Annotated in this window: 21 protein-coding genes; 12 read left to right on the forward strand and 9 right to left on the reverse strand. The window is 66.2% G+C overall.

Annotated features, from left to right (window positions below):
• Positions 1–5 precede the first annotated feature (5 nt).
• From BLV57_RS01885 to rhaS, 4 genes are read left to right on the forward strand one after another with little or no spacing between them, the layout of a single operon-like run.
• On the forward strand, positions 6–1,508 hold the full coding sequence (locus BLV57_RS01885; protein ID WP_091285767.1) for a sugar ABC transporter ATP-binding protein: 1,503 nt from the start codon (positions 6–8) through the stop codon (positions 1,506–1,508).
• Positions 1,505–2,557, forward strand: coding sequence for an ABC transporter permease (locus BLV57_RS01890; RefSeq protein WP_091285769.1), 1,053 nt, complete (start codon positions 1,505–1,507; stop codon positions 2,555–2,557). The genes BLV57_RS01885 and BLV57_RS01890 overlap by 4 nt, the downstream gene beginning before the upstream one ends.
• Positions 2,550–3,536, forward strand: coding sequence for an ABC transporter permease (locus tag BLV57_RS01895; protein WP_091285771.1), 987 nt, complete (start codon positions 2,550–2,552; stop codon positions 3,534–3,536). The genes BLV57_RS01890 and BLV57_RS01895 overlap by 8 nt, the downstream gene beginning before the upstream one ends.
• Positions 3,533–4,588: a rhamnose ABC transporter substrate-binding protein gene (gene rhaS / locus BLV57_RS01900; RefSeq protein ID WP_091285773.1), complete on the forward strand. Its 1,056-nt coding sequence runs from the start codon at positions 3,533–3,535 to the stop codon at positions 4,586–4,588. Before BLV57_RS01895 ends, rhaS begins: the two co-directional genes overlap by 4 nt.
• A gap of 112 nt (positions 4,589–4,700) precedes the next feature.
• On the opposite strand, the gene BLV57_RS01905 is transcribed toward rhaS, so the two are convergent.
• From BLV57_RS01905 to BLV57_RS01915, 4 genes are all read right to left on the reverse strand, one after another.
• The gene (locus tag BLV57_RS01905) at positions 4,701–6,296 is read right to left on the reverse strand and encodes a pentapeptide repeat-containing protein (RefSeq protein WP_091285775.1); all 1,596 of its coding nucleotides are present in this window, start codon (positions 6,294–6,296) and stop codon (positions 4,701–4,703) included.
• A 325-nt stretch (positions 6,297–6,621) separates the two neighbouring features.
• Positions 6,622–6,969: a hypothetical protein gene (locus tag BLV57_RS42745; RefSeq protein WP_143046952.1), complete on the reverse strand. Its 348-nt coding sequence runs from the start codon at positions 6,967–6,969 to the stop codon at positions 6,622–6,624.
• Positions 6,970–7,034: 65 nt separating this feature from the next.
• On the reverse strand, positions 7,035–7,370 hold the full coding sequence (locus BLV57_RS01910; RefSeq protein WP_176968467.1) for a hypothetical protein: 336 nt from the start codon (positions 7,368–7,370) through the stop codon (positions 7,035–7,037).
• A gap of 546 nt (positions 7,371–7,916) precedes the next feature.
• Complete coding sequence (locus tag BLV57_RS01915; protein ID WP_143046954.1) at positions 7,917–11,603, reverse strand: nSTAND1 domain-containing NTPase; 3,687 nt, start codon at positions 11,601–11,603, stop codon at positions 7,917–7,919.
• A 566-nt stretch (positions 11,604–12,169) separates the two neighbouring features.
• Between BLV57_RS01915 and BLV57_RS01920 the strand changes: the two genes are divergently transcribed.
• Positions 12,170–12,538: a hypothetical protein gene (locus tag BLV57_RS01920; protein ID WP_091285785.1), complete on the forward strand. Its 369-nt coding sequence runs from the start codon at positions 12,170–12,172 to the stop codon at positions 12,536–12,538.
• A gap of 398 nt (positions 12,539–12,936) precedes the next feature.
• Here the strand turns inward: BLV57_RS01920 and BLV57_RS01925 are convergent, their stop codons facing one another.
• Positions 12,937–13,476 (reverse strand): lipoprotein, encoded by a 540-nt coding sequence (locus tag BLV57_RS01925; RefSeq protein ID WP_091285789.1) that lies wholly within the window; start codon positions 13,474–13,476, stop codon positions 12,937–12,939.
• 795 nt (positions 13,477–14,271) lie between these two features.
• Positions 14,272–15,741: a tetratricopeptide repeat protein gene (locus BLV57_RS01930; RefSeq protein ID WP_091285790.1), complete on the reverse strand. Its 1,470-nt coding sequence runs from the start codon at positions 15,739–15,741 to the stop codon at positions 14,272–14,274.
• Positions 15,742–15,957: 216 nt separating this feature from the next.
• Here BLV57_RS01930 and BLV57_RS01935 point away from each other — a divergent pair, with 216 nt between their 5' ends.
• Together BLV57_RS01935 and BLV57_RS42755 are read left to right on the forward strand one after the other, a co-directional pair.
• A complete protein-coding gene (locus BLV57_RS01935) occupies positions 15,958–16,521 on the forward strand; it encodes a hypothetical protein (protein WP_143046956.1) in 564 nt (187 codons plus the stop codon).
• Positions 16,522–16,668: 147 nt separating this feature from the next.
• Complete coding sequence (locus BLV57_RS42755) at positions 16,669–16,914, forward strand: hypothetical protein (RefSeq protein ID WP_143046957.1); 246 nt, start codon at positions 16,669–16,671, stop codon at positions 16,912–16,914.
• A gap of 58 nt (positions 16,915–16,972) precedes the next feature.
• Here BLV57_RS42755 and BLV57_RS01940 read toward each other — a convergent pair whose 3' ends face one another.
• Positions 16,973–17,368 carry a winged helix-turn-helix transcriptional regulator gene (locus BLV57_RS01940; protein ID WP_091285792.1) on the reverse strand — a complete coding sequence of 132 codons (396 nt, stop codon included), beginning with the start codon at positions 17,366–17,368 and terminating at the stop codon, positions 16,973–16,975.
• Positions 17,369–17,454: 86 nt separating this feature from the next.
• On the opposite strand from BLV57_RS01940, the gene BLV57_RS01945 reads away from it, so the two are divergent.
• From BLV57_RS01945 to BLV57_RS01955, 3 genes are all read left to right on the forward strand, one after another.
• Positions 17,455–18,222, forward strand: a complete 768-nt coding sequence (locus tag BLV57_RS01945; protein WP_091285793.1) for an SDR family oxidoreductase — start codon at positions 17,455–17,457, stop codon at positions 18,220–18,222.
• 169 nt (positions 18,223–18,391) lie between these two features.
• Complete coding sequence (locus BLV57_RS01950) at positions 18,392–18,829, forward strand: pyridoxamine 5'-phosphate oxidase family protein (RefSeq protein ID WP_091285794.1); 438 nt, start codon at positions 18,392–18,394, stop codon at positions 18,827–18,829.
• Positions 18,830–18,929: 100 nt separating this feature from the next.
• Positions 18,930–19,283 (forward strand): HEAT repeat domain-containing protein, encoded by a 354-nt coding sequence (locus BLV57_RS01955; RefSeq protein ID WP_218134558.1) that lies wholly within the window; start codon positions 18,930–18,932, stop codon positions 19,281–19,283.
• 119 nt (positions 19,284–19,402) lie between these two features.
• Here the strand turns inward: BLV57_RS01955 and BLV57_RS01960 are convergent, their stop codons facing one another.
• On the reverse strand, positions 19,403–19,951 hold the full coding sequence (locus BLV57_RS01960; RefSeq protein WP_091285798.1) for a cupin domain-containing protein: 549 nt from the start codon (positions 19,949–19,951) through the stop codon (positions 19,403–19,405).
• Between the two features lie 106 nt (positions 19,952–20,057).
• Here BLV57_RS01960 and BLV57_RS01965 point away from each other — a divergent pair, with 106 nt between their 5' ends.
• Both BLV57_RS01965 and BLV57_RS01970 read left to right on the forward strand, forming a co-directional pair.
• Complete coding sequence (locus tag BLV57_RS01965) at positions 20,058–20,621, forward strand: TetR/AcrR family transcriptional regulator (protein WP_245757102.1); 564 nt, start codon at positions 20,058–20,060, stop codon at positions 20,619–20,621.
• A gap of 97 nt (positions 20,622–20,718) precedes the next feature.
• Positions 20,719–20,937: a hypothetical protein gene (locus BLV57_RS01970; protein ID WP_091285800.1), complete on the forward strand. Its 219-nt coding sequence runs from the start codon at positions 20,719–20,721 to the stop codon at positions 20,935–20,937.
• A gap of 121 nt (positions 20,938–21,058) precedes the next feature.
• On the opposite strand, the gene BLV57_RS01975 is transcribed toward BLV57_RS01970, so the two are convergent.
• Positions 21,059–21,628 carry a hypothetical protein gene (locus tag BLV57_RS01975; RefSeq protein WP_091285801.1) on the reverse strand — a complete coding sequence of 190 codons (570 nt, stop codon included), beginning with the start codon at positions 21,626–21,628 and terminating at the stop codon, positions 21,059–21,061.
• Between the last annotated feature and the right edge of the window lie 104 nt (positions 21,629–21,732).

Here is a 21,732-nt window from a genome sequence, read left to right on the forward strand (position 1 = left end):
GCACGGTGAACCGTGTCGCCGCGAAGCCGCCGGTCGTGGCGCTGCGTGACGTAGTCAAGAGTTTTGGCACGGTTCGGGCACTCTCCGGCGTCTCACTCGAACTCCGGCCCGGCGTCGCGCACGCCCTGCTGGGCGAGAACGGCGCGGGCAAGTCGACCTTGATCAAGGTACTCGCGGGCGCGCACCGGCCGGACGCGGGGGAGATCCACCTCGACGGCGCCCCGCACCGCATGCACGGCCCCGGCGACGCGCAAGCCGCCGGCATCGCGGTGATCTACCAGGAACCGACGCTGTTCGGCGATCTCTCGGTGGCGGAGAACGTGTTCATCGGCCGCCAGCCGCTGAAATCGGGCCGTCGCATCGACCATACCGCGACGAAGAACGCCACCCGGGCGCTGCTGGAGCGGCTGGGCGTGACACTCGATCCCGACCGGCCCGCGCGCGGACTGTCCATCGCCGACCAGCAGGTCATCGAGATCGCGAAAGCGCTCTCCGTCGACGCGCGCGTGATCGTGATGGACGAGCCGACGGCCGCGTTGTCCGCGGCTGAGGTCGCCAGACTGTTCGGTGTCGTACGGGCTTTGCTGGGACAGGGGGTCGCGGTCTTGTTCGTCTCACACCGGCTCGACGAGGTCTTCGAACTCTGCGAGGAGGCCACCGTGCTCCGCGACGGCGGCCATGTCTGGTCCGGACCACTGGATCAGACCACTCCGGACGAGCTGGTCAAGCGCATGGTCGGCCGTGAGCTGTCGGCGCTGTTTCCCAAGCAGGCCAACGAACCGGGCGAGGTCGCGCTGTCCGCGCGGCGGCTCACCCGCGAAGGCGTGTTCGTCGACGTCTCGTTCGAGCTGCGCGCTGGGGAGATCGTCGCGCTCGCCGGGCTCGTCGGCGCCGGGCGCAGCGAGGTCGCGCGCGCGGTGTTCGGCATCGACCGGCTCGACGCGGGCGAGGTGCGCGTCGGTGACCGGGTGCTGCCCAGCGGATCGCCGAGCGCGGCGATGGCGGCGGGCATCGGGTTCGTGCCGGAGGACCGGCGGCAGCAGGGACTGGTGATGGACGCGTCGATCGAGCGCAACGCCGCGCTCGCGTCGCTCGGCAAGCTGAGCAAGGGCGGGATCGTGCGCCGCCGTGACGAACGCGCGCTCGCGCAGGACTGGGCGGTCAAGCTGCGCCTGAAGTTCGCGAAGCTGAGCGACCCGGCCGGCGTGCTCTCCGGGGGCAACCAGCAGAAGGTCGTGCTCGCGAAGTGGTTGTCCCGCAAGCCGAAGGTGCTCATCGTCGACGAGCCGACGCGTGGCATCGACGTCGGCACCAAGGCCGAGGTGCACCGGCTGCTCTCGGAGCTGGCCGCCGACGGCGTCGCGGTGCTGATGATCTCCTCCGAGCTGCCCGAGGTGCTGGGCATGGCCGACCGGGTGCTGGTGATGCACGAGGGCAGGCTCGCCGCCGAGCTCACCGCGCCGCTGACCGAGGAGTCGATCGCGCTTGCCGCGGCTGGTCGCGGATGACCGCGCAGGTCGAGGCGCGTGCCGAAAGCGTCGAACCCTCGCGCGGCGCGCGACGGCTGCTCGACCGCGCCGGGCGCGTGCGTGAGCTGGGTGTCGGGCTGGTGCTGGTGCTCGTGGTGGCCGGGACGGCGGTGGCCAATCCCCGGTTCGTGCAACCGCAGAGCCTGCGCGATCTGCTGATCAACGCGTCGATCATCGCGCTGCTGACCGTCGGCCAGACGATCGTGGTGGTGACCCGCAACGTCGACCTGTCGGTCGGCTCGGTGCTGGGGCTGTCGGCGTTCATCACCGCGTCGATCGTGGCCGAGCATCCGGGGATCCCGGTCGTGGGCGCGCTGTTGCTCGGCGTCGCGCTCGGGCTGGTGTGCGGGATGGTGAACGGCCTGGTCGTGTCGCTCGGCCAGGTGCCGAGCCTGGTGGTCACGCTCGGCACGCTGTACGTGTTCCGCGGCCTGGACTTCGCGCTCGCGCACGGCACCCAGGTCAACGCCGCCGACCTGCCGCCGTCGCTGCTCGGGCTCGGCAGCGGGCGCGTGCTCGGGGTGCCGTACCTGGTGCTGATCACGCTCGTCGTGGTGCTCGCGGCCGCTTTCTACCTGCGTTCGTACCGCTCGGGCCGCGAGCTGTACGCGATGGGTTCGCATCCCGAAGCGGCCATGCTCGCCGGGATTCCGGTGCAGCGCCGCGTGTTCACCGCGTTCGCCGTCTCCGGCGCGGTCGCCGGGCTCGCGGGCGGACTGTGGATGGCGCGCTACGGGACGGTCGACGCGGCGGCGGGCACCGGGCTCGAGCTGCAGGTCGTCGCGGCGGTCGTGGTCGGCGGGGTGGCGATCTTCGGCGGTTCGGGCAGTGTGCTCGGCGCGGCGCTCGGCGCGCTGCTGCTGAGCACGATCACCAGCTGCCTGATCGTGCTGGGCGTGCCCGCGTTCTGGCAGCAGGCGATCACCGGCGCGCTGCTGCTGGCCGCGATCACGGTCGACAGAATCGTGTCGCTGCGTCTCGCCGCCGCGTTGCGTCCGGACCGGCGGAAGGCGGACCACGATGCGTGACCGGTTGCTGCGCTGGGAAACCGTGCTGGTGCTCGCCGTCGTGGTGGTCGCGCTCGTCGGCGGCGGGGATTTCCTGAACGGGAAGAACCTTTTCTACCTCGGACTCGACATCGGCGAGATCGCGCTGATCGCGTTGCCGCTGACCTTGGTCATCGTCGCGGGCGAGATCGACCTTTCGGTCGCGTCGGTGCTCGGGCTGTCGAGCGCGCTCATCGGGACACTGTGGAACGCGGGGCTCCCGCTGGAGACGATCCTGCCGATCGTGGTGCTCGCGGGCGCGGTGTGCGGCGCTGTCAACGGTTTGCTGGTGACCGGGTTCGGGTTGCCGTCGCTGGCGGTCACGATCGGCACGCTCGCGCTGTATCGCGGGCTCGCGCTCGTGCTGCTCGGCGACACGGCGGTGGCCGACTTCCCGGCGAGCTACACGCGGTTCGGCACCACACCGGTCCCGGGTACCGATTTCCCTTATCCCATCATGGTCTTCGCCGTGCTCGCGGTCGCGTTCGGCGTCCTGCTGCACGGCAGTTCGTTCGGCAGGGCCATCTACGCGATCGGGGCGAACACCGAGGCCGCGCGGTTCTCCGGGATCAGGGTCAAGCGCACGAAGCTGATCCTGTTCACGCTGACCGGCGCGGTCGCCGCGCTCGCCGGTGTCGTCTACACGCTGCGTTTCTCCAGCGCGCGTGCGGACAACGGCACCGGTCTCGAACTCGCCGTCGTCGCGGCCGTCCTGCTCGGCGGGGTGTCCATCTTCGGCGGCAAAGGCTCGCTCGGCGGGGTGATCGCCGGGGTGCTGCTGCTCGGCGGGCTGCGCAATCTGCTGATCCTCGACGACGTGTCCACCGAAACGCTCACCATCGTCACCGGCCTGCTGCTGCTCGTCGGCGTGCTCGCGCCGCCGAGCGCGGTCCGGTTCGCGCGCTGGCGAGCCAGCCGTTCCACAGCAGGCCGTTCCATACTGAAGGAAGCGACAAGATGATCCGAAAACTGGCCACGGTCGCCGCGCTGGCGCTCGTGCTCACCGCGTGCGGCGGCACCACCAAGGACAGCGGAGCCAAGCCCGGCGGCCCCAGCGGCGCCACCGGCGCGGCCAACGCGCAGGCCGAGCTGAAGACCGGCCTCAAGTTCACCTACCTGCCCAAGGCGGTGAACATCCCGTACTTCTCGGTGGTGGGCAAGGGCGTCGAGCAGGCGGCCGGTGAGGTCAAGGGCGAGTACAAGGCGACCGGCCCCTCGGACGCGAGCGCCGCTTCGCAGGTCACGTACATCAACACCGCCGCCCAGCAACGCCAGGACGCCCTGCTGCTCGCGGCGAACGACCAGAACGCGGTCGCGCCCGCCCTGAAGGCCGCCCGCGCGCAGGGCATGAAGGTCGTCACCCTCGACTCCGACGTCGCGGCCGACGCGCGCGACCTGTTCATCAACCAGGTCGACTCGACCGAGATCGCGGTCAAGCAGGTCGAGCTGATCTCCGAGGCCATCGGCGGCTCCGGCGAGATCGCGCTGCTCTCGGCGACCGCCAACGCGACCAACCAGAACACCTGGATCGCGATCATGAAAGAGGAACTCGCCAAGCCCAAGTACGTCGGCCTGAAGCTGGTCGACACGGTCTACGGCAACGACGAAGACCAGATGTCGTTCCAGAAGACCCAGGGCCTCCTGCAGGCGCACCCGAATTTGAAGGGCATCATCGCCCCGACCACGGTCGGCCTCGCCGCAGCCGCCCGCTACCTCAGCTCGTCGGAATACAAGGGCAAGGTCGCGCTGACCGGCCTCGGCACCCCCAACCAGCTCCGCGAATACGTCAACAACGGAACCGTCAAATCCCTCGCGCTCTGGGAACCGGCCAAGCTCGGCTACCTCGCGACCATCGCGGCCGCCTCACTCATCTCCGGCCGCATCACCGGCGCCGAGGGCGAGAAGTTCACCGCGGGCTCCCTCGGCGAATACACGATCGGCAAGAAAGCCGAGGTCATCCTCGGCCCGCCCACGGTCTTCACCAAGGACAACATCGGCCAATTCAACTTCTGACCCCCGCTCACCTGGTCAAAAAAATCCCAATGCGGCTTTGGTCAGTTTTCAGTCCGCCAATGTGGCTTTCGTCAGACGGAACCTGACGAAAGCCACATTGGGATCAGGACCGTCACCGGTCGTACAGACGGCCCCAGCGGCCCGGCATGTCGGGCAGACGTACCGTGTCCGGGGCAGGCGGTGTGGCGAGCAGCCAGCCGCTTGGCCAGATCCGGACGTCGTCTACGTCCAGGCGGGCGTATGCGCCCGCGCACGTGGCGGCGCCGCTGAACGTCACGTCGCTGAACCAGACCTCCGCGCCGAACAAGGTGCTGTCGAAATTGGCGTGGCGGCCGAACTCCGAACCGCCGAACAGGGCTTTGCCGTCGAATCGGGTTCTGCGGAACCTCGCCTCGGCAAGCAGTTTCGTCTCGGTGAAGATCGCGCTGCCCGCGAAGACCGCGTCGTTGAAGCCGGCGAACTCGTGGAAGACAGCATCGTCGAAGACGACGGTGTCGCCGAAGCGTGTGCCACCGAAGACCACGTCCTTCTCGAACTGCGCGGCACGGAAGTAGGTGCACCCGTTGAAATGGGGCGCGCTGTGCTTGTCGCCACCGAATTCAGCAGGGCCGATGAACCGCGCACCGTCGAACATGGCTGTTTGAGCGAAGCGCGCGTTGTCGAACCAGACATAGTCGAATCGCGTACCACTGAATTCGACCTTGCCGTCGAACTGTGTTCGCTTGAAGGTGGCACTCGACCGGAACGTGGCCTGCGCGAAGGTGGCGTCGTGGTCGAACCGTGCCTGGGTGAAGTCGACCGGCTCCGCGCAGACGGTGTTGATGAACCGGGCGCCGCCGGTGAACCGGGCGTTGTCGAATGCCAGTGGGCCGGTGAACTCGGCCAGGCTGAAGTCGGTGGCGCCGTGGAACCGGGCACCGGCGAACGTGGCGCCGTGCAGATGGCAGCGCTCGAGGTTGAAGTCGAGGAGAGTGGCGCCGGCCAGGTCCAGCGTGATGCCGGGCCAGAACGCGTCCGCCGGCCCGCCTCGTCGCAGGTGCGTGGCCAGTAGGCGTTGGGCGGTCAGCCGGACCTGTCGTTCCTGGGTTCGGCGCAGTTCGCGGTCCGGGTCGGGCTCCGCCGGGTCGGTGTCATCGGTGGTGTGGGGCATGCGCAGGTAGGCGCACAGCACGTTGACGATGACCTGGCGCTGGTCAGGGTTGTTCTGCGCCAGGCGTTCCAGTGCGTAGATGCCCGCGATCCGCACATGGGCATGCTCGGAGCCGAGCTGGACGGCGGCCATCGTGTACAGCTCGGTGGCCCGCCGTTCCACCGCGTCGCGGGCGGTGTGGTCCTGGTCGCGGTCTTTCTGGCGGAGCTCACGATCCTTTTGTGCGATGGCTAGCTCCGCGGTCCGCTGGCGGCGGACCGCGAGCCACAGCGCGACCGCACCACCGGAGCCGATCACGATCGTGCCGGCGGTCTTGATCGCCTCCAGGCTGTTCTGCGGGTCACCTCGGCCATAGGCAAGCACCAGCCACGCCGCGACGCCGATGCCGATCGCGAACATGAGGACCGCGAGCCACACGACCGTGCGTGATCGCAGGACCTCATAGGTGGGGCCTTCCTCCTCCCGCGTCGACGGCGGAAGTTGGCCGGCAGGCTCCGTTCCGCCTCTGCTCCGGTCGTCAGCGCGGCCAGCCGGACTCGCTTCTTCGTTGCTGTGCATCACGGTTACCTTATGACCACGTGCTCCCACGCTCACTGCTCCAGGCGAGTGGGGCCCTGGGCAGGTGACGCAGCACCACCGCGAACACGAAAGCGCGCAGCTGCAAAACACACTCTCATCAGCGTAAGGCGTTCTGTGTCAAGCGGATGGTCGGTGCCTCGTCCGTCGTCGGTCCCTGCATAGCGGTCATGGGGGTGGTCCCAGCGGCGTGTAATCGGGTCGGTTCGACGACGGACGGGGCTGCCCGTGATGAGCGTCGAGATCACAAGGTGTCTCTATGCCGCGTGGGGCTCGCCCCGGCCGTCTGCTCGGTGGCTGCCTCCGTTCAGGCGGCGATAGCCGATGGTGTGGTGTTTCCGGTGCCGTGTGTTGCGGTCTGGGGATCCCACCGGAGACCGGTGGTGATCACGGCGTGCAGGTGACGCAGGATGCTCGCGGCGATCGCGGCTCGCGCCTGGGTCGGGGTGAGCTTGTTCTCGGCGCGGCTGGTCAGATGCCGGTAGCGGTCGGCGTAGACGGGATTGGCGCGCTGGGCGCCCCAGACCGCGCGCCAGGCGGCGAAGCGCAGACTGGGCCCGTCGCTGGCCGGTGAGTGTGGTCCGTCCGGTGAAGGCGCCGGAGGTCTTCTCGCGGGGCGCGAGGCCGTCGTTGCGCCGACCAACGTAGACAACATCAAGACACACTGGGGAAAGATCTTTCAACATCCGGATTTCCGCTTTCGCGACGGCCGTCTGAAGGTCAGCGGAGCCAAGCGGTCAGCGTTTCGACGGCCACACCGACCTCGTTCGTCTCTTTACTTTCATCGTCCGACTCGACGAGAAAGGGAGATTCGCCGGCGGGCCTGCACTCGATCTGCAGCACGACCGGCTTGCCCGGGAGAGAAATGAACCAAAGGAGCTCTTCATTACTCTCGTTCGTCACGGTGAGCCGTTCGATCCGGAGCTCGGAAAAGGACGCCCGCAATGAATCAAAGATGTGGTCAAGCGGACCGCCGATCCGATCAGTCTGTGCCCACTTCGCGCGTCCGTACACTCTCAGACTTCCTCTCGCGCCCGCCTCGGGGCCGATCAGCATCGAGGAACCCCAAGTGTTCCCGGATCCAGGCGCCCGGATTTCGGGATGGCTTCAAGCTCACCAAAGGTATTTTGTTGCCAAGGGTAGCATTGACGTGCTTGTAGTTGACTGCCGAACCGTCGGCGAGCCCGACCCCGTTCGGCCGGCCACGGCCGGCGTCGCGGGCGTCGTCCTCGCCGAACCAGACCTGTCCGCCCATCCGCGGGTTCTCGGCCACGGCCCCGGCGAGCACGCTGCCGTCCTCCAAATGACCGGGCCAGGCGTCTTGCCATTGTCCACCTCGGTAAAGTCCCGCAGGTGCAGCTGGATGGTGGCTCGGATAACGCCCTCCTTTTGTCCGGATGCCGAAGTATCCGGTCCGCGGATCCACGCGCAGTACATCACCGTTGGCACTGAACGCCTCTCGTACCCCGTCTGGTCGCGCCGCACCCATCATGGAACGCGCCGCGGAGCGGTTCTCGGCGAAAGTGCGGAATTGCGCACGGCTGGTCAGGTGTCGAGCGGGCGGCGTAGACGGGATTGGCGCACTGGGCGCGCCAGACCGGTTCAGGTACAGGTTGGTGTGTACGGAAGATCGGGAACCGTGGCATGCCATTCGTTCACGGTCATGGGCTGGAGGGTGCGGCAGATCTCCTCGATGATCCGGGTTGTGTCGGTGTTCCAGAGCCGAGCGGTTCCGTCCAGACTGGTGGTCACGAGGCCGTAGCCATCGGAGCTGAAGTGGACGTCGGTGATTTCGTCGGTGTGCCCTGCGAGGGTGGCGAGATGGGGTGGCTTCTGCGGGTTGGCGATGGACCACAAGCTTGTCGTGCCGTCTTTTCCGCCGAGAGCGACTGTGTGTCCGTCGGGGCTGAGGGCGCCGGCGGTGACGGGGCTCGCGGTGTCGAACTGCGCGACCAATGTGGGTTGGTGCGGGTCGGCGATCGTCCACAGTCTCACCGAAGCGTCTGGGCCAGCGGTCAGGAGCTGATCGTCACGGTTGATCGCCGCGACGACGGCGCGAACCGGGAGTGTTCCGGTTTGAAATGGCCGCTGTGGATCACTGAGGTCCCAGAGTTCTGCGTCGCCGCGCGAGGAGACCGTGGCAAGAATCGGCACGCGGTTGGCGAAAGCGGCGGAACCGATGTCGGCTGTGGTGGGTAGCGTACTCAGCTTGAGACCGTGGATGGCGTCCCACAGTTGTGGCGAAGGCTCGGTTGCCTGCTGAGCGTGGTGTGCGGAGTTGGTCGCGAGAATGCCTTGGTTTGAGAGCGCCCGGACTTCGCCGGCGCCGGTGAGCGTTGCTGTCCGACGGGGCCGGGCAGGTTCGGTGGTGTTCCAGATTTGAGTATCGAGCTGATTGCCGCCGAGTAGGACGGACCCGCTGTCGGTAACCGCGGCGGAGAACACCGTCGTTCGATTGTCGGGCCGGGACGTCTGGATGGTGCTGAGCTGGCTGGGGTGGCGGAAGTCCGCGACGTTCCACAGCCGGGCGCTGCCCTGTTCACCGACTAATAGAGTCCGGCCGTCAGAGAGGAACGTCGCGGAGGTCATGGCACTTCCTGTGGGGCTGGTCAATGGCAGTCCGGCCCGGTCCAAAGCCAGTATCGAACTGGTCGTCAAGCTGGTGATCCAGCGGCCGTCCGCGCTGAATCTGAGTCCCAAGATCCGATCAACGTGATAATCGAGACTGTGAGTCTGCCGCGGGCTGTTTCTGTCACTGAGGTCCCATAACCGCACGGATCGGCCTGCTTGGCTGCGGTCGTTGGTCGCGGCCGTTTTGCCGTCGGGGCTGAAGCCGAGGATGTGACCACCGTCGATGGTCGACAACTGGCGAAGATTCGCCGGATCGGTGATATCCCACAGGGTCCACACGCCGGTGTTGTCGACGGCGAGGGTCTGCCCGTCGGGGCTGAACACCGGTACGGACGCACCTGTTGCTGTAAAAGGGAACACTTGCAGTGGCCGTGGCTGGCGAGCGTCGCTGACGTCCCACAGCCGTCCTCCGCTTTCCGTGGTGACCGCGAGCAGCTGCCCGTCCGGGCTGAACGTCGCCGAGGTTCCCGGTAGCGCTCCCCACTGCACCGGAGAGCTTGGGTCTGCGAGGTTCCAGAGCTGAATCTGTCCTGAGCGGTGCACAGCGAGGCTCTTGCCGTTCGAGCTGAAAACCCCGCTTGTGCCGTTGCCGAGTGCCTGGACGCGAACCGGGTGGCTCAGGTCGTCTGTTCTCCAGAGCCAGGTCGTCAGGTCCTCGTTCGTCGAGAGCATCACACGGCCATCCGGGCTGAACTCGAGACTGGTCACCTTTCCGATGTCGATCATCGTGGTGAGAAGCCGTGGCTGTTCTGGCCGGCCGGTGTCCCACAGGCGAACCACGCCATCGTCGCTCGCGGTCGCGGTGACAGTTCCGTTCCGGGTAAACGTGAAGGCCATGATTTTTCCGGCAGGCAAGTCAAGTCGTGATGCGTAGGGCGTCGCGAAGGCGTTCAGCAACGTGCTGGTCGTCTCGGGGGTGGCCGCGAGTTTGTAGGCGGCCAGTTTGAGGCGCAGTGCCAGAGAGGAGTTCGACTTCTCCAACTGGATCGCGCGGTCGACAGCATCGCGGGCTGTGACGAGATTGTGCTGCGCGGCGGCACTATGCAGATCCCTAGCGGTAATCATGACAACCACCGCGGCGATCAGGAGCAGGACGAGCCGTCGGGTCCGCCGCCGGTCGGCCCGGCGACTAGCACGAAGGAATGCCCGTTCTCTCGCGGTGATGGCCCTGCGGTGCTGGGCTGCCCAATCATGCGCGGTGGCAAGGCGCACACCGCGATACAGCGCCCCGGCATCGCGTTCGAGGAATTCCCAGTCGTCGGTGGCTTGCGTCAGATGACGATGAACCCGCAATCCTTCTCGATCTTCATTGAGCCAGTCGCGTAGCCGCGGCCAATGGCGGATCAACGCCTCATGTGCTAACTCTGCCGTATCCTCACCGAGGCTGAGCAGCCGAGCGGCAGCGAGCGCATTCAGCACACCTTCAAGTTGCGGATCAGCGTCCAGCTCGCGCCGGGACACACGACGTTTCGTGTCTTCGGTGCCTTCCCCCAGTGCGGTCAATCGCAAGAAAAGGTGCCGCGCGAGGTCCTGCTCCTCGTCGTCGAAACCGCGATAGACGTGCTCGGCGGTGCGAGCCAGCGCATGCTCGATACCGCCGGTCTGCTCATAACCGGCGAGGGTAAGTGTCATGCCGCTACGGCGCCGCCACGTCTGCAGGAGCGCGTGCGAGAGCAACGGCAGTACTCCGGGCTGCCCCACAGCATCGGCGACCAGCCTCGACACCAACGCCGTCTCGACCGTGTTGCCGGCCTGCAGGGCAGGACCGGTGATGGCCTCGCGAATGTCATCCGGACCCATCGGGCCTATCAGTACCTGGGCGCCACGCAACGCCTCCACCAGTTGCGGATACTGACCGCAATGCCCATAGAAGTCGGCGCGAGTGCCCAGCACCACCCGTATGTCGGCGCCCTCCGCTGCCGCGGCGAGCACAACGGCCCTGACGAACCAATCCCGCTGAACCGGATCCGAGCACAGGGTGAAGACCTCCTCGAACTGGTCGACGACCATGACCAGCTCACGCACCTGGTCCGCGAGAATTCGCGGCAACGCGTCCGGCCCAGTGTCGAACTCGGCGCGTATCTGAGCCACCGATTGACCGGTCACTGCGGCAATCTGCGCAGCACACTCATCCAGTGGCCGTTCCCCAGGGGTGAACAACAGCGCCGGCCGGCCATCGACCTGCAGCTGAGCCAGCAACCCGGCACGAAGCAGTGAGGACTTGCCAGTGCCGGACGCCCCGAACACTCCGACCAGTCGATGGTCGGCGACAGCGGACCGCAGCTCCTCAACCAGCAGGTCGCGGCCGAAGTATCGATCAGCGTCAGCCGCTTGGAAACACGCCAAACCGACATAGGGCGCCGCGTCCTGAGATGCAGTCGTGCCTTTGTCGGACAGTACGTCCGACACTTCCCGCCAACAGAACTCCCAGTCAGCGGGATCACCTTCGCATGCCGTGACGAAGGCCAGCGTCACCGCCAGCGTCGGCAGCTTCCGGCCCGCGGCAGCCTGCGACAACGCGGTAGCCGAATACCCGGACCGCGCAGCGAGACTGCGATAGGTCGGTGAACCCGCCCTCTCGCGCAGCCGTCGTAAGTCCGCCGCGAACGCCGTCAACTCGCCATGCACATCGTGGATCGGATTCTCCGGTCTCGGCACCCGGCATGCCCCCTTGCCGTGAAATTCATGCCCCACCTCGTTGTTTAGCACGTCACGACCGGCACTGAACAACTTTCGGTCCGCTAAACATGAGCCCGAAGCAACTCTCAACCGACGAAGCCACCGGCCGGTCCCGATCACCGGGGCAGTACCCGTCGTAGTCCGTTCGGGCGATCAATGAGTTGCCTACGACAACTGGGGACACGCGAGGACAGGGGGATCTGACGACATACAACTTGTGCGGCGGGACGCAAACCGTCCGCCTACACCACGCAAGGCGCGCCACAGTGAGTGACTGACACACCTCGCCGATGACCGGCTCGCGGCTTGGACACTCCTTGCCAACAGCTAGAACGAGACAAAGGCGTAGCAGTACAGACAACTCGGGCTTCTCTTTCGGCGATGTCAGCCGGGCAGCAACGACGCCGGAAACGTCGCGCCGCCAGAAAGCCCAAAGAACGACCAACAGAAGTGGCAACTTCATGATGAAGACCGTTCGTCTGCGTCGCACACCAGCAGAGTTGTGCGGGCAACAGCAGCGAGAAACCTGGAGAAGGAAGGTTCGAATGCAGTCGATCACGAAGCTGGGGACGCGGACAGCCATGGCGGTCGCAGTGGGAGCCGCCGCACTGATCAGCGCCCCCAGCAGCGCCTCTGCGACGGAGGCCCAGCCGCAGTTCTGGAACTATCGGTGCAATGACGACCGGGCCTGCGTCTACCACGTCGACGGGCAGGTCTGGAACATCGAAGGCTGCGGTGTGAGTGGCCTCGACGACTACTACAACTACGCCAAGGCCCACGGCAACTCATTTAGAATCTATTTGGAGGACAGGCAGACCACCTACCCCATGACTTACTCCGTCGACGTACCGGCCTGGAGTGAGAAAGCACTGGATTCGCGTGACCGCGCGTTCCGCGTTCAGGTCTTCTGCTGACAGCTGACCACGAACCGCGCCGTCTGGGGCACCGCTTTCACAGTCGCGGCGACGCACCGGTCGAGGTGAACTCCCATCGTTTCGGGGCTCACCTCGACCGGTTGGTCCTGTCCGCGTCGGGCCGAGACAGTTCTTCTTCTCCAGTAAGTGGCCTGGAGCAGACGGACCGCTTCCAATTTCAGCTCTATTCGCCGCATGAAGCCGGGGCGTGCGGCGCCGCCCAACTAACCCCTATGGAGCCATCGACCGTTGACCGCTTCGGTAGCGTTGTCCGGACTCGCGTGACACAGGGAGGCGGCATGCAGCCGATTTCCTTCGCCTGGCTGGGCATCACAGGTAACTGCCAGCTTCCATGTGCGCACTGCTACACCGAAGGCATCCCCGTCCTTCGGGACGATCTACGTCAAGGTCAGCGTGCTCTTGGCCTGCTCGAAGGCCTTGGTGCTGGCGTCGAACGCCGCCGGATCACTCCCGCCCATGATGTGGAGCACGGCGACGCCGTCGGCGTAGGGCACGGCCAGCATTCGGAACTTGGTTAGCCGGTCACCCCAGTTGACCACGTAATTCAGCTCGGTCGCGGCTCCCGAGCCGACGGACACCGGCTGGTAGGTCTTGTTTTCGGCGCCGGGAAGCATCTCGCTGAGCGGCTCCAGTGCCGCCCGCGGGTCGGTGGTGCCGGCGACGCGATAGATCCGCATGGAACCGCTGTCCATCGTGGGACCGACCAGCACCTGGCACAGCACATCACCTTGCCGTGTCTTCAGGGTCTGGCGGACACCGCGCCAGCCGTCGAGCAGCTGGAAGGTGATCGGCATCGGGCATGCCGAGGTGGCCGGGCCGAGCCCGTTCGCCGTCGGCTGCGGCCGCGATGGGGCCTCGACTTCCGACCCACACCCGGCTGCCAGCAGCACGGTCATCAGCAGCATGAACCTCTTCATGGTCCCCCCAAGCATCATCTGAGCAGCATAGATACCGCGTCCACCCCTCTGCGGCGCCGCGGCCGCGTCCTCTGCATCCTCGAGCGGCCGAGGATTCGGCAGCAACGGCGGCCCCCGCTGCCTCAGCGGACGATCAGGTGAGATGCCGCAGCCTGCTGTTGTGCTGTGGTCGTGAAGCGCTGTGGTCGCTGTGAGCGACGTCGCGAGGCTGGCCGACGCGGATGATCCACTCTGCACCGGCTGGCCGCAGTTGACGGTGCCGGAGGACAAGCCCCTTTTCCGAACCGACGGAGGTGCGGTAGCAGCCGTTCGGGCTGACCGGGACCGTGACCCGCCCGATGGCCGCGCGGGAGAACGCGGTCGGGCGGCACGACCCGGTCCGGCAGATACAGGCTCATCCCACATCTGAGGAAATACCAAGAGTTTGAGACTGAGCATGACGACGTCATCGTGAGACAACCGAGAACGCCCAGGTCCCCCTAGATCGACGTGTCACAAGTGGCGAGAACCTACAGCTGTTGCCACGGGCCGACAGTTCACTCATCAAGCCTGTGCTCGAACCCTGATCACAGATCATCATCGCACTCTTAGCTCGAGCTACTTCCAGATACGTGGCAGGGAACGTCCGCTCATGTCGATGAGCGGAGTGGATCGGCCACGGGCGAGGAGCACTGATCCGAGTCCGGCACCTGGCCATATCTGCCGGGGGCGCGTAACTCGGATATCAGAAGCGCCTGGATGAGCAGTCTGTTCGTCGATGGTTTTTTGTCAGCTAGTCCGGCCGGTTGTCGATGGTCAGGAGAGAGCATGTGCCTCGCGCAGGATGTTGGCCGCGTTCGCGTTCGCGCTCACGGCTAGACATGCGGTGGCGTGGTCGGTCAGAGCCCGGACGAGCCGCTGGGGGCTTCGGCTGGGATCGGCGGCGAGGAGCAAGCGCTCAAGCTCGACGCCGTGCGCCAGTGCGGGGATGAGCACGTTCGGGTAGTGGCCGGTGCCGTATTCGAAGCCGGAGAGCACCGAGGAACGGATGTTTCGGCGGCGCATCAGGGTCCCCAGTTCGGCCAGCCGCGCCGGGTCGGGTGGGCTCGGTTGGGAGCTGGCGATGATCACTTCGTCGATGGCGGCCAATCCCGTGCGGTAGACATGCCTGACGCTGAAGGACCAGTGGTGGAAACTCAATCCGAACACGGGTTGCAAGTACTGGTCAGGGTTGACGCCGATCGGGGGCGTGCCGTCGGCGTCGGGCTGTTCGTCGTGGACGCCTGATCTGGCGAAGTGCGCGGCGTACACGGCTTGGAGAAATCCGAAGTTGCCACGCTCGCCCTCGGCCGGGAGCCGGTCGCAGGCGGCGATGGATTCCCGCAGCAGCTCTCGCGCTTGGTGCGGGTGCCCGGCGTCGGCGAGCCGCAGCGAGGCTCCAGCTGTCCAGATCGCGAGTGTGGGCAGCCGCCGGTGTGGATCGGTCTCTGTCGCGCGGCGCTGAAGAGCCAGGGCCTCGTGCTCGATCTCCAGACTGGCTTCGCCCTGGCCGTCCAGGTCGAGGAAGATCGCCAAGTCCAGCAGAGACCAGGCGAGAAGGCCGGACACCTCGTAGCTGTCCCGGCTGACGGCAGCGCGGTGGATGTCAACCACCTCCCGTTCAACAGTCACGGCTTGAGCGAACTGTCCACACTCGGCCAGGCCGTTGGCGAGGTCAGCGAGGATCTTGGTCTCCTGTTTGCCGTCCTCGCGGTGCGAGTTGACTCGGCGGGCGAGTGCTGCGGCCTCGTGTTTCGCGGCCAGTGCGAGGTTGTCGGCGTGCACGAGCGAGTACTGCTGGCCAAGCGAGGAGATCGCGTGCATCGCGGCGCCGAGGTGTTCTTCGGTTCCGTCGGTGACTAAACGCCGGTAGATGGCCGCGGCCTCTTCGAAGTAGGGGATGCGGTTGCTGGGGCTGGCTCGGTCAACCTGCCGCCCAAACTGCAGGAGACTGCGAGCCAGTCTGGGCAAACCGGCCGCCGGCTGCGCCATGGCATCCTTGCGGATCTCGGCGAGGGTGTCCTCAGTGATCGGCTCGGTCTTCATCTGCCTCCTCGGCGTCCAGCGACCGGCACTCGGGAAGATGGTGAAACAGAGCCGGTCCGGGAAACTCATCCCCTCGCCCGTCGAACCCGTTACACCCAGCAGCTCATAGCAACCGACCACGGCCCACCCGACGCCAGCGCAGGACAGGCGGAACACATCGACAAACACTCTCGTGCCGCCGACCGCGTGCTGGACGCTCATGCCGATGAGCGGACGTGGGCCTGGTGTCAGTTCTGGTCGTGGCGGGGCCGTGGTCGGCTGTACGAGGGCGGACTGGGGGTCATCTACGAGGTTGCCGCAGGGAAGTCATAAATCCGCGCGAACCGCGGAGTGAGCTGAGTAGTGTCTGGGAGCATGGGGGATCGATCGTGGGTATATGACCTGGTCTCATCCGATGACGTGGTGCGTGGTCATGCGTTGACACGGCACAGGGATCTGCTGGTGCAGGCGCGCGGTGCGTTGCGGCACGGCAATGCGCTGTGGGCGGCGAGCGGTTACGGCCCGATGGCGGAAGGGGCTCGCGACGCCTACACCCAGATGCGCGCGTTCCAGGACGCGACGATCTTCGGTATGACCGGCGAGCCTGAGTACGCGGTGCTTTATTTGCGCTGGGAAGTCACTTTTCCGGAAGAGTGGCGCGCGCCGAACGCGAACATGTGGTCGCCGTGGGCGCGTAAGGAGGGAGCGCTGCGTCGGTTAGGCCGAGAGGGCGTGCCTGCCAGGGTCAAGGATTCGGCGGTCGAGTTGCTCGATGCCGTGCTACGGCGGCCATACCGACGCAAGGACTGGAACTACGCCGAGGTCGCGCGACGCGTTGACTACGCGGACCGGCTCGACGTGTTGTACCGCGAGCAGCCGCTGCGGGCTGAGTTCATCCAGTACGTCATCGCGAACCCGCAGGTCCACATCACCCGTAAGACGTGGACTCGATGGCTGGAACGCACTGGACACAGCGCAGCCAACGCCGACCACAGCCGATGATCGCGTCAGCGCATCCGCCTTCGGGGTTGTCCAAGGCCACGATGCCAGTGCAGGACAGGCCGAACACATCGACGACGCACCCTCATACCGCGAAACGCACCCGCTCATGCCGATGTCCGAGCCTATCCACGGAGATATAGTGAGGATGTGGCGGATGAAGGCGGCGCACAGTCGGCACGGCGGCCGTTGACAGGGGTCGTCTCACTTGAGTGGGTTGCCGCAGCAGATCCCGCCGACGCGTCTGCGTCCCAGAACTTCGGCTGGTTCAGTTTCAAGAGCGAGCCACCGCTGGAGCCGGAGCGACTAGTTGTGCTCCTGCGCGAAGTAGCTGACTCAATAGCGGAGGAGATAAACGCCGACCTGAGCAGCTTGGCGGAGAATCCGGACGCCTAACGCTTCTCGCGCCCTCTGACACGTCCGCTCCTGCCGATGAGCGGACGTGGGCCTGATGTCAGTTCTGGTCTTCGTGGTGTGGCGGGGCGGCCAGGATGGCGGGGCCGTGGTCGGCTACCCATCGCATGAGCTGGCGCAGCGGTTTGGCGAGGCTGTAGCCCATTTCCGTGAGTGCGTAACTGACCCGTGGCGGGATGGCGGGCTCGACCGTGCGCTCGATCAGTCCGTCGCGGGCGAGCAGGCGCAGCTTCTCCGACAGCACCTTCTCGCTGATCCCGCCGATCTCGTCACGCAGCTCATAGAACCGCAGCGGACCTTCGGCGAGCTTGACCAGGACCAGTGGTGCCCAGCGGCTGGTGACGCGGTCGAAAATGATCCGGCCCGCGCATTCGCTGTGGAACAGATCACTGTGCCTGTTTCGCGGAAGCCGCTTGGCCTCCACATTTTCTCCCATGTTTGGAGCTTACGCCTAGGTAAGTCCTTACCTTAAGTAAGCCCGGTGGTTAGCGTCTGTTCTCCATGGCACACAAGGAGGACCTGATGACGAGCACAGTGGCACTTGTCAGCGGAGCGAGCCGCGGTATCGGGGCGGCGATCGCGCGCGGCCTGGCGCGGCGTGGGCACCACGTGATCGTGAATTATCACCGCAATGCCGACGCGGGCAAGCGGGTGGTCGCCGACATCGAGGCGGCAGGCGGCACCGCTCAAGCCGAGCAGGCGGACGTGTGCGACGAAGAGCAGGTGGCGGCACTGGTCGATCGGGTACGTGCCGAGCATGGCCGGGTGGACGTGCTCGTGTGCAACGCGAACACGGTCCAGCCGCCGTTCGAGCCGCTCGCGTCACTGCCCTGGGACAAGTTCGCAGGCAAGGTGGTCGGCGAGCTCGCCGGTTCCTACCACCTGACCCAGCGAGTCCTTCCGATCATGCGCGAGCAGCGTGCCGGACGGATCGTCTACATCTCCAGCACCCTCGCCGACATGGTGGGCATGATCGCCGCGCACTCCACGGCGAAGGCAGCGCTGAACACCTACAGCCGGCATGTCGCAGCGGACGCAGGACAGTACGGCGTCACCGTGAACACCATCGCGCTCGGCGCGGTGAACACCGACGCCACAGCCGCCGTCTTCGACGACGACAGGCGCGCATCCTTCGCGCAACGGTCGGTTCACGGCCGAGTTCTCGAGCCCGAGGACATCGGCGCCGCGGTCGCACTGCTCACCGACGGCGGCTTCGGCTCGGTCACCGGCCAGGTGATCCGCCTCGACGCCGGATTCGACGTGCTCAACCAGCAACTCGCCGCGTCCTGACCTCACCCACGCTGTGAGCGATCGAGGGGCCTACCCGCGCTCCACGGGTAGCCCGCCTCGATCGTTTATCGTCATGCCGCCAAGGGTGTGGTTCGGCGAACGCGCTTCGCTGCCGCTGTGCGAACAATCGCGGACGTGATGGCCGGTACGAACGCCTAGCCTGTCGGTTATGCGTCCGATGACTCAAGCCGAGCGAGAGGCATTCCTCGCGGAACCGCATGTGGGAATCCTGAGTGTCACGGCCGAACCGGACCGTGCGCCGCTGACCACCCCGATCTGGTACGAGTATCAGCCTGGCGGACTCGTCAAGGTGATCACGCCCCCTGGTCTGCGCAAGGTCCGGCTGATCGAGCAGGCAGGCCGGTTCGCGCTGTGCGCGCAGGTGGCCGAGGTCGACGACTATCGTTACGTGACGGTGGAGGGGCCGGTCACCGAGATCAGGACGGCGTCGAAGCGGGAGGGCTACGAGATGGCCGTTCGTTACATGGGACCGGATCGCGCCACCGGCTACGTGAACTCGACGGAGAAGACCTCGGCTGGCAACGTCGCGATCTCCATGCGGCCGGAACGGTGGAACACCTTCGACTTCAGGGTGGCGCTCGGCTAGCGGGCCACGGTGAACCGCGTCCGGCCATGCTTCGATGTTCGCCTCGCCCTCGTGACCGCAGGGCATCGCTCTCGTCTACCCAGCCGCTAGCCTCCACGGTGTGACTGACCGTTTCCGGCAAGCCATGCGTCTCATGCGCAGGCACAATCCGCAGGACCGCGAAGACGGCTTCGCGCTTCTGCGGCCCCACGCCGCGGAACACCTCGATCAGCTCATCGCAGAGTTCAACCAAGAGCAGGCAGACCACGGCCTGCGCCTTTGGCTACTCGAACTCATCGGCGCGGCTCGCTCACCACAAGCGCTGCCATTACTCGTAGAACAGCTCCACAACGACAACGAACGACTGCGATCCCGGGCCGTGAGCGGATTGGAAAAGCTCAACACCAAACCTGCGCGATACGAACTGATGAAAGCACGAGCCAACGGCCTCCTCGACCGACCTCACACGACCTGAACCGACTCTCATGCCGAGTAGCTGGTGTGCCAATCAGCCAGCTTCGACGGCGACCTTGTGCTGATTCCCGTTGATCGTGAGGCGGGGTCGCGGTATATCGGCTCGGAGTACTGGCTCGTCTATGTGGGCCGGGTGCGGTCCGCGCCTATGGCGACGCCGACGATCGCGCAGGGCTCGGTGCCGTGGTTGCGCCAGGTGTGCCGGGTGCCGTTCTGAACGACCACATCGCCTGCCCGCAACACCGTCTGCTCGCCATCGTCGAGTTCCAGCGTGACCTCGCCCGAGATGACCAGGACGTAGTCGATGCTGTCGGTGGTGTGCATTCCCGGTGTGTCGGGCTCCATCGCGGCCATCGCGCCCGGCATCAGCCGCTCCAGCTCATCCAAGGCCGCCGCCTTGTCAAGATCGGGAGGCGGGACCAGTTCGCCGGGTGCGATCGTGTTGATCATGAATCGCGACCCGTCTCGGGGTGGGTACCACGCCGTGGCGCGGCGTGGCGAGCCGTCGTCCGGGAAGACGGGTCGCTCGTCCCGGCCCCACAGCCGGTAGGCCGCGCAGCCGGGCATGAGCTCGGACGTGATGGGCTCGACCGGGCAGTCGTCGACCACGCGGGCCTTACCCGCGGAATCGTGCCCGGTGACCACTCGGCGAATCGTCAGGTGCTCCATTCGGCCACTCCTTGATACTCACGCGTATTGATACGGTTGCGTATTGATACGGCACCGTATCCTCCGCGTGTGAGCGCCGTCAATACGGCGGCGTATCCTGTTGCTCGTGGTGAGCGGTGAGTCGACCCGGCTGTCCGCCCAGGACTGGGCGCGGGCCGCAGTGAAGGCGATCGCGGACGGCGGGCTGGCCGCGGTCGCGGTCGAACCGCTGGCGCGGACGCTCGGCGTGACCAAGGGCAGTTTCTACGCGCACTACCGCAATCGGGACGAGTTGGTCGCGGCGGCACTCGCGGAATGGCGGCGAAGTCACGGCGATGAAGGACTCGCCGAACTCGCCGCGATCACCGACCCGGAACGGCGGCTGCGCGAGCTGCTCACCACTGTCGTGCACTCCGTCCAGCCGCTCGCGCCGTCAGTGCACCTGAGCCTGCTTGGCGACCGCAACGACCCTCGGGTCAGGGACGCGGTTCGCTGGGTGAACCGAGCCCGGCTCGAGCTCCTGGTTCGTACCTACCGCGAACTCGGCCTGCCACCGGACCGGGCGACGGCTCGGGCACGGGTCGCCTACGCGGCCATTCTCGGGCTGGTTCACCTAGCACAAACCGATCCGGACGCCCCGCACTCCGCGGTACTTGCCGACGAGGTGACCACCGTCTTCCTGCCATCATGACGGTGCACGCTGGTTGAGGTCAGACCGTGGAAACACCAAGTACGGCCTGTCAATCGGCGCTGTGCGTCCAGGCGGCGGGATATGTGAGACTGGCATCGTGAAAGAGCGGGCCGACGTGGAGGAGCGCTTCGAGGATGTGCGCGCGGAGCGGGATGCGCTGCGCCGGGAGCTTGGCGACCTGCGATCGTGGCTGTCGGTGAAGCTCGGGCTGCTCAAACGAGAACCTGGTCCTAGCGGGCTCACGGTGATCAGCATCGCATCCGATAGGGAGATCATCGCCAAGATCGAGGAGCTTACGGACAAGCGCGAGCGGTGAGCCTGGCGCCTCGCTCGTGTAGCCCACTGAAATGTACGCGCGGTCGACGAACCCGCGTTCATATCTGCGCCGTGCCTGTGACTTCATCTGGCCTACCCGGTGACCTCGCCGTCGTAAGCGGTCATGTCAGTTCCCCTTTCGCGGCGCGGCCGAGGCGGATCGCCGAGGCGAGGAAGAAGATGCCGCCGAGCACGGCGTAACCGGCCACCCCGGACAGTGCCGGGTTCGCCACGGAGGCGCTGAGGACGAAGTTGGCACCGGCCAGCACGGAGATGCCGCCGCTGAGGATCATCGGCCACTGCCCGCCCATCCCGCGGCGGGCGACGCCGACGATCAGCTGGACGAGACCGGCCACGATCGCCCAGGCGCCCCACACCCGCAGCACCGCCGGGATACCCGAAGCGGCGGCGACGCCCACGCCGATGGTGGCGAGCAGGCTGATCGCCATGTTCACGTAGAGCCCGCGGACCGGGCCGGCGCCCTTCGCCGACCGGGCGTCCACCACGGCCGCGCCCACGTCGAACAGCGGATACACGAGGACCAGGACGATGCCCGCCGGACCCAAGCCCGACTTGGTCGTCAGGAAAACCAGAGCCGCCCACACGAGGGCGAACGTGAACCGCACGAAATACAACCGGCGCAGCGCCGGAGCGAACCCGTCAATGGCGGGCGTGTCGACAGTAGTCACCATGATCCCTTTCAAGCTGCGGGGAAGCTCCCCGGCAAGACCGAACGTTCTATCTCAGATTGGCGACGCCAGGTCGCGAAGTCAAGACAGATCGTTCTATCCAAATT

It is taken from the genome of Amycolatopsis xylanica, assembly GCF_900107045.1.
GTDB classification, from domain to species: Bacteria; Actinomycetota; Actinomycetes; order Mycobacteriales; family Pseudonocardiaceae; genus Amycolatopsis; species Amycolatopsis xylanica.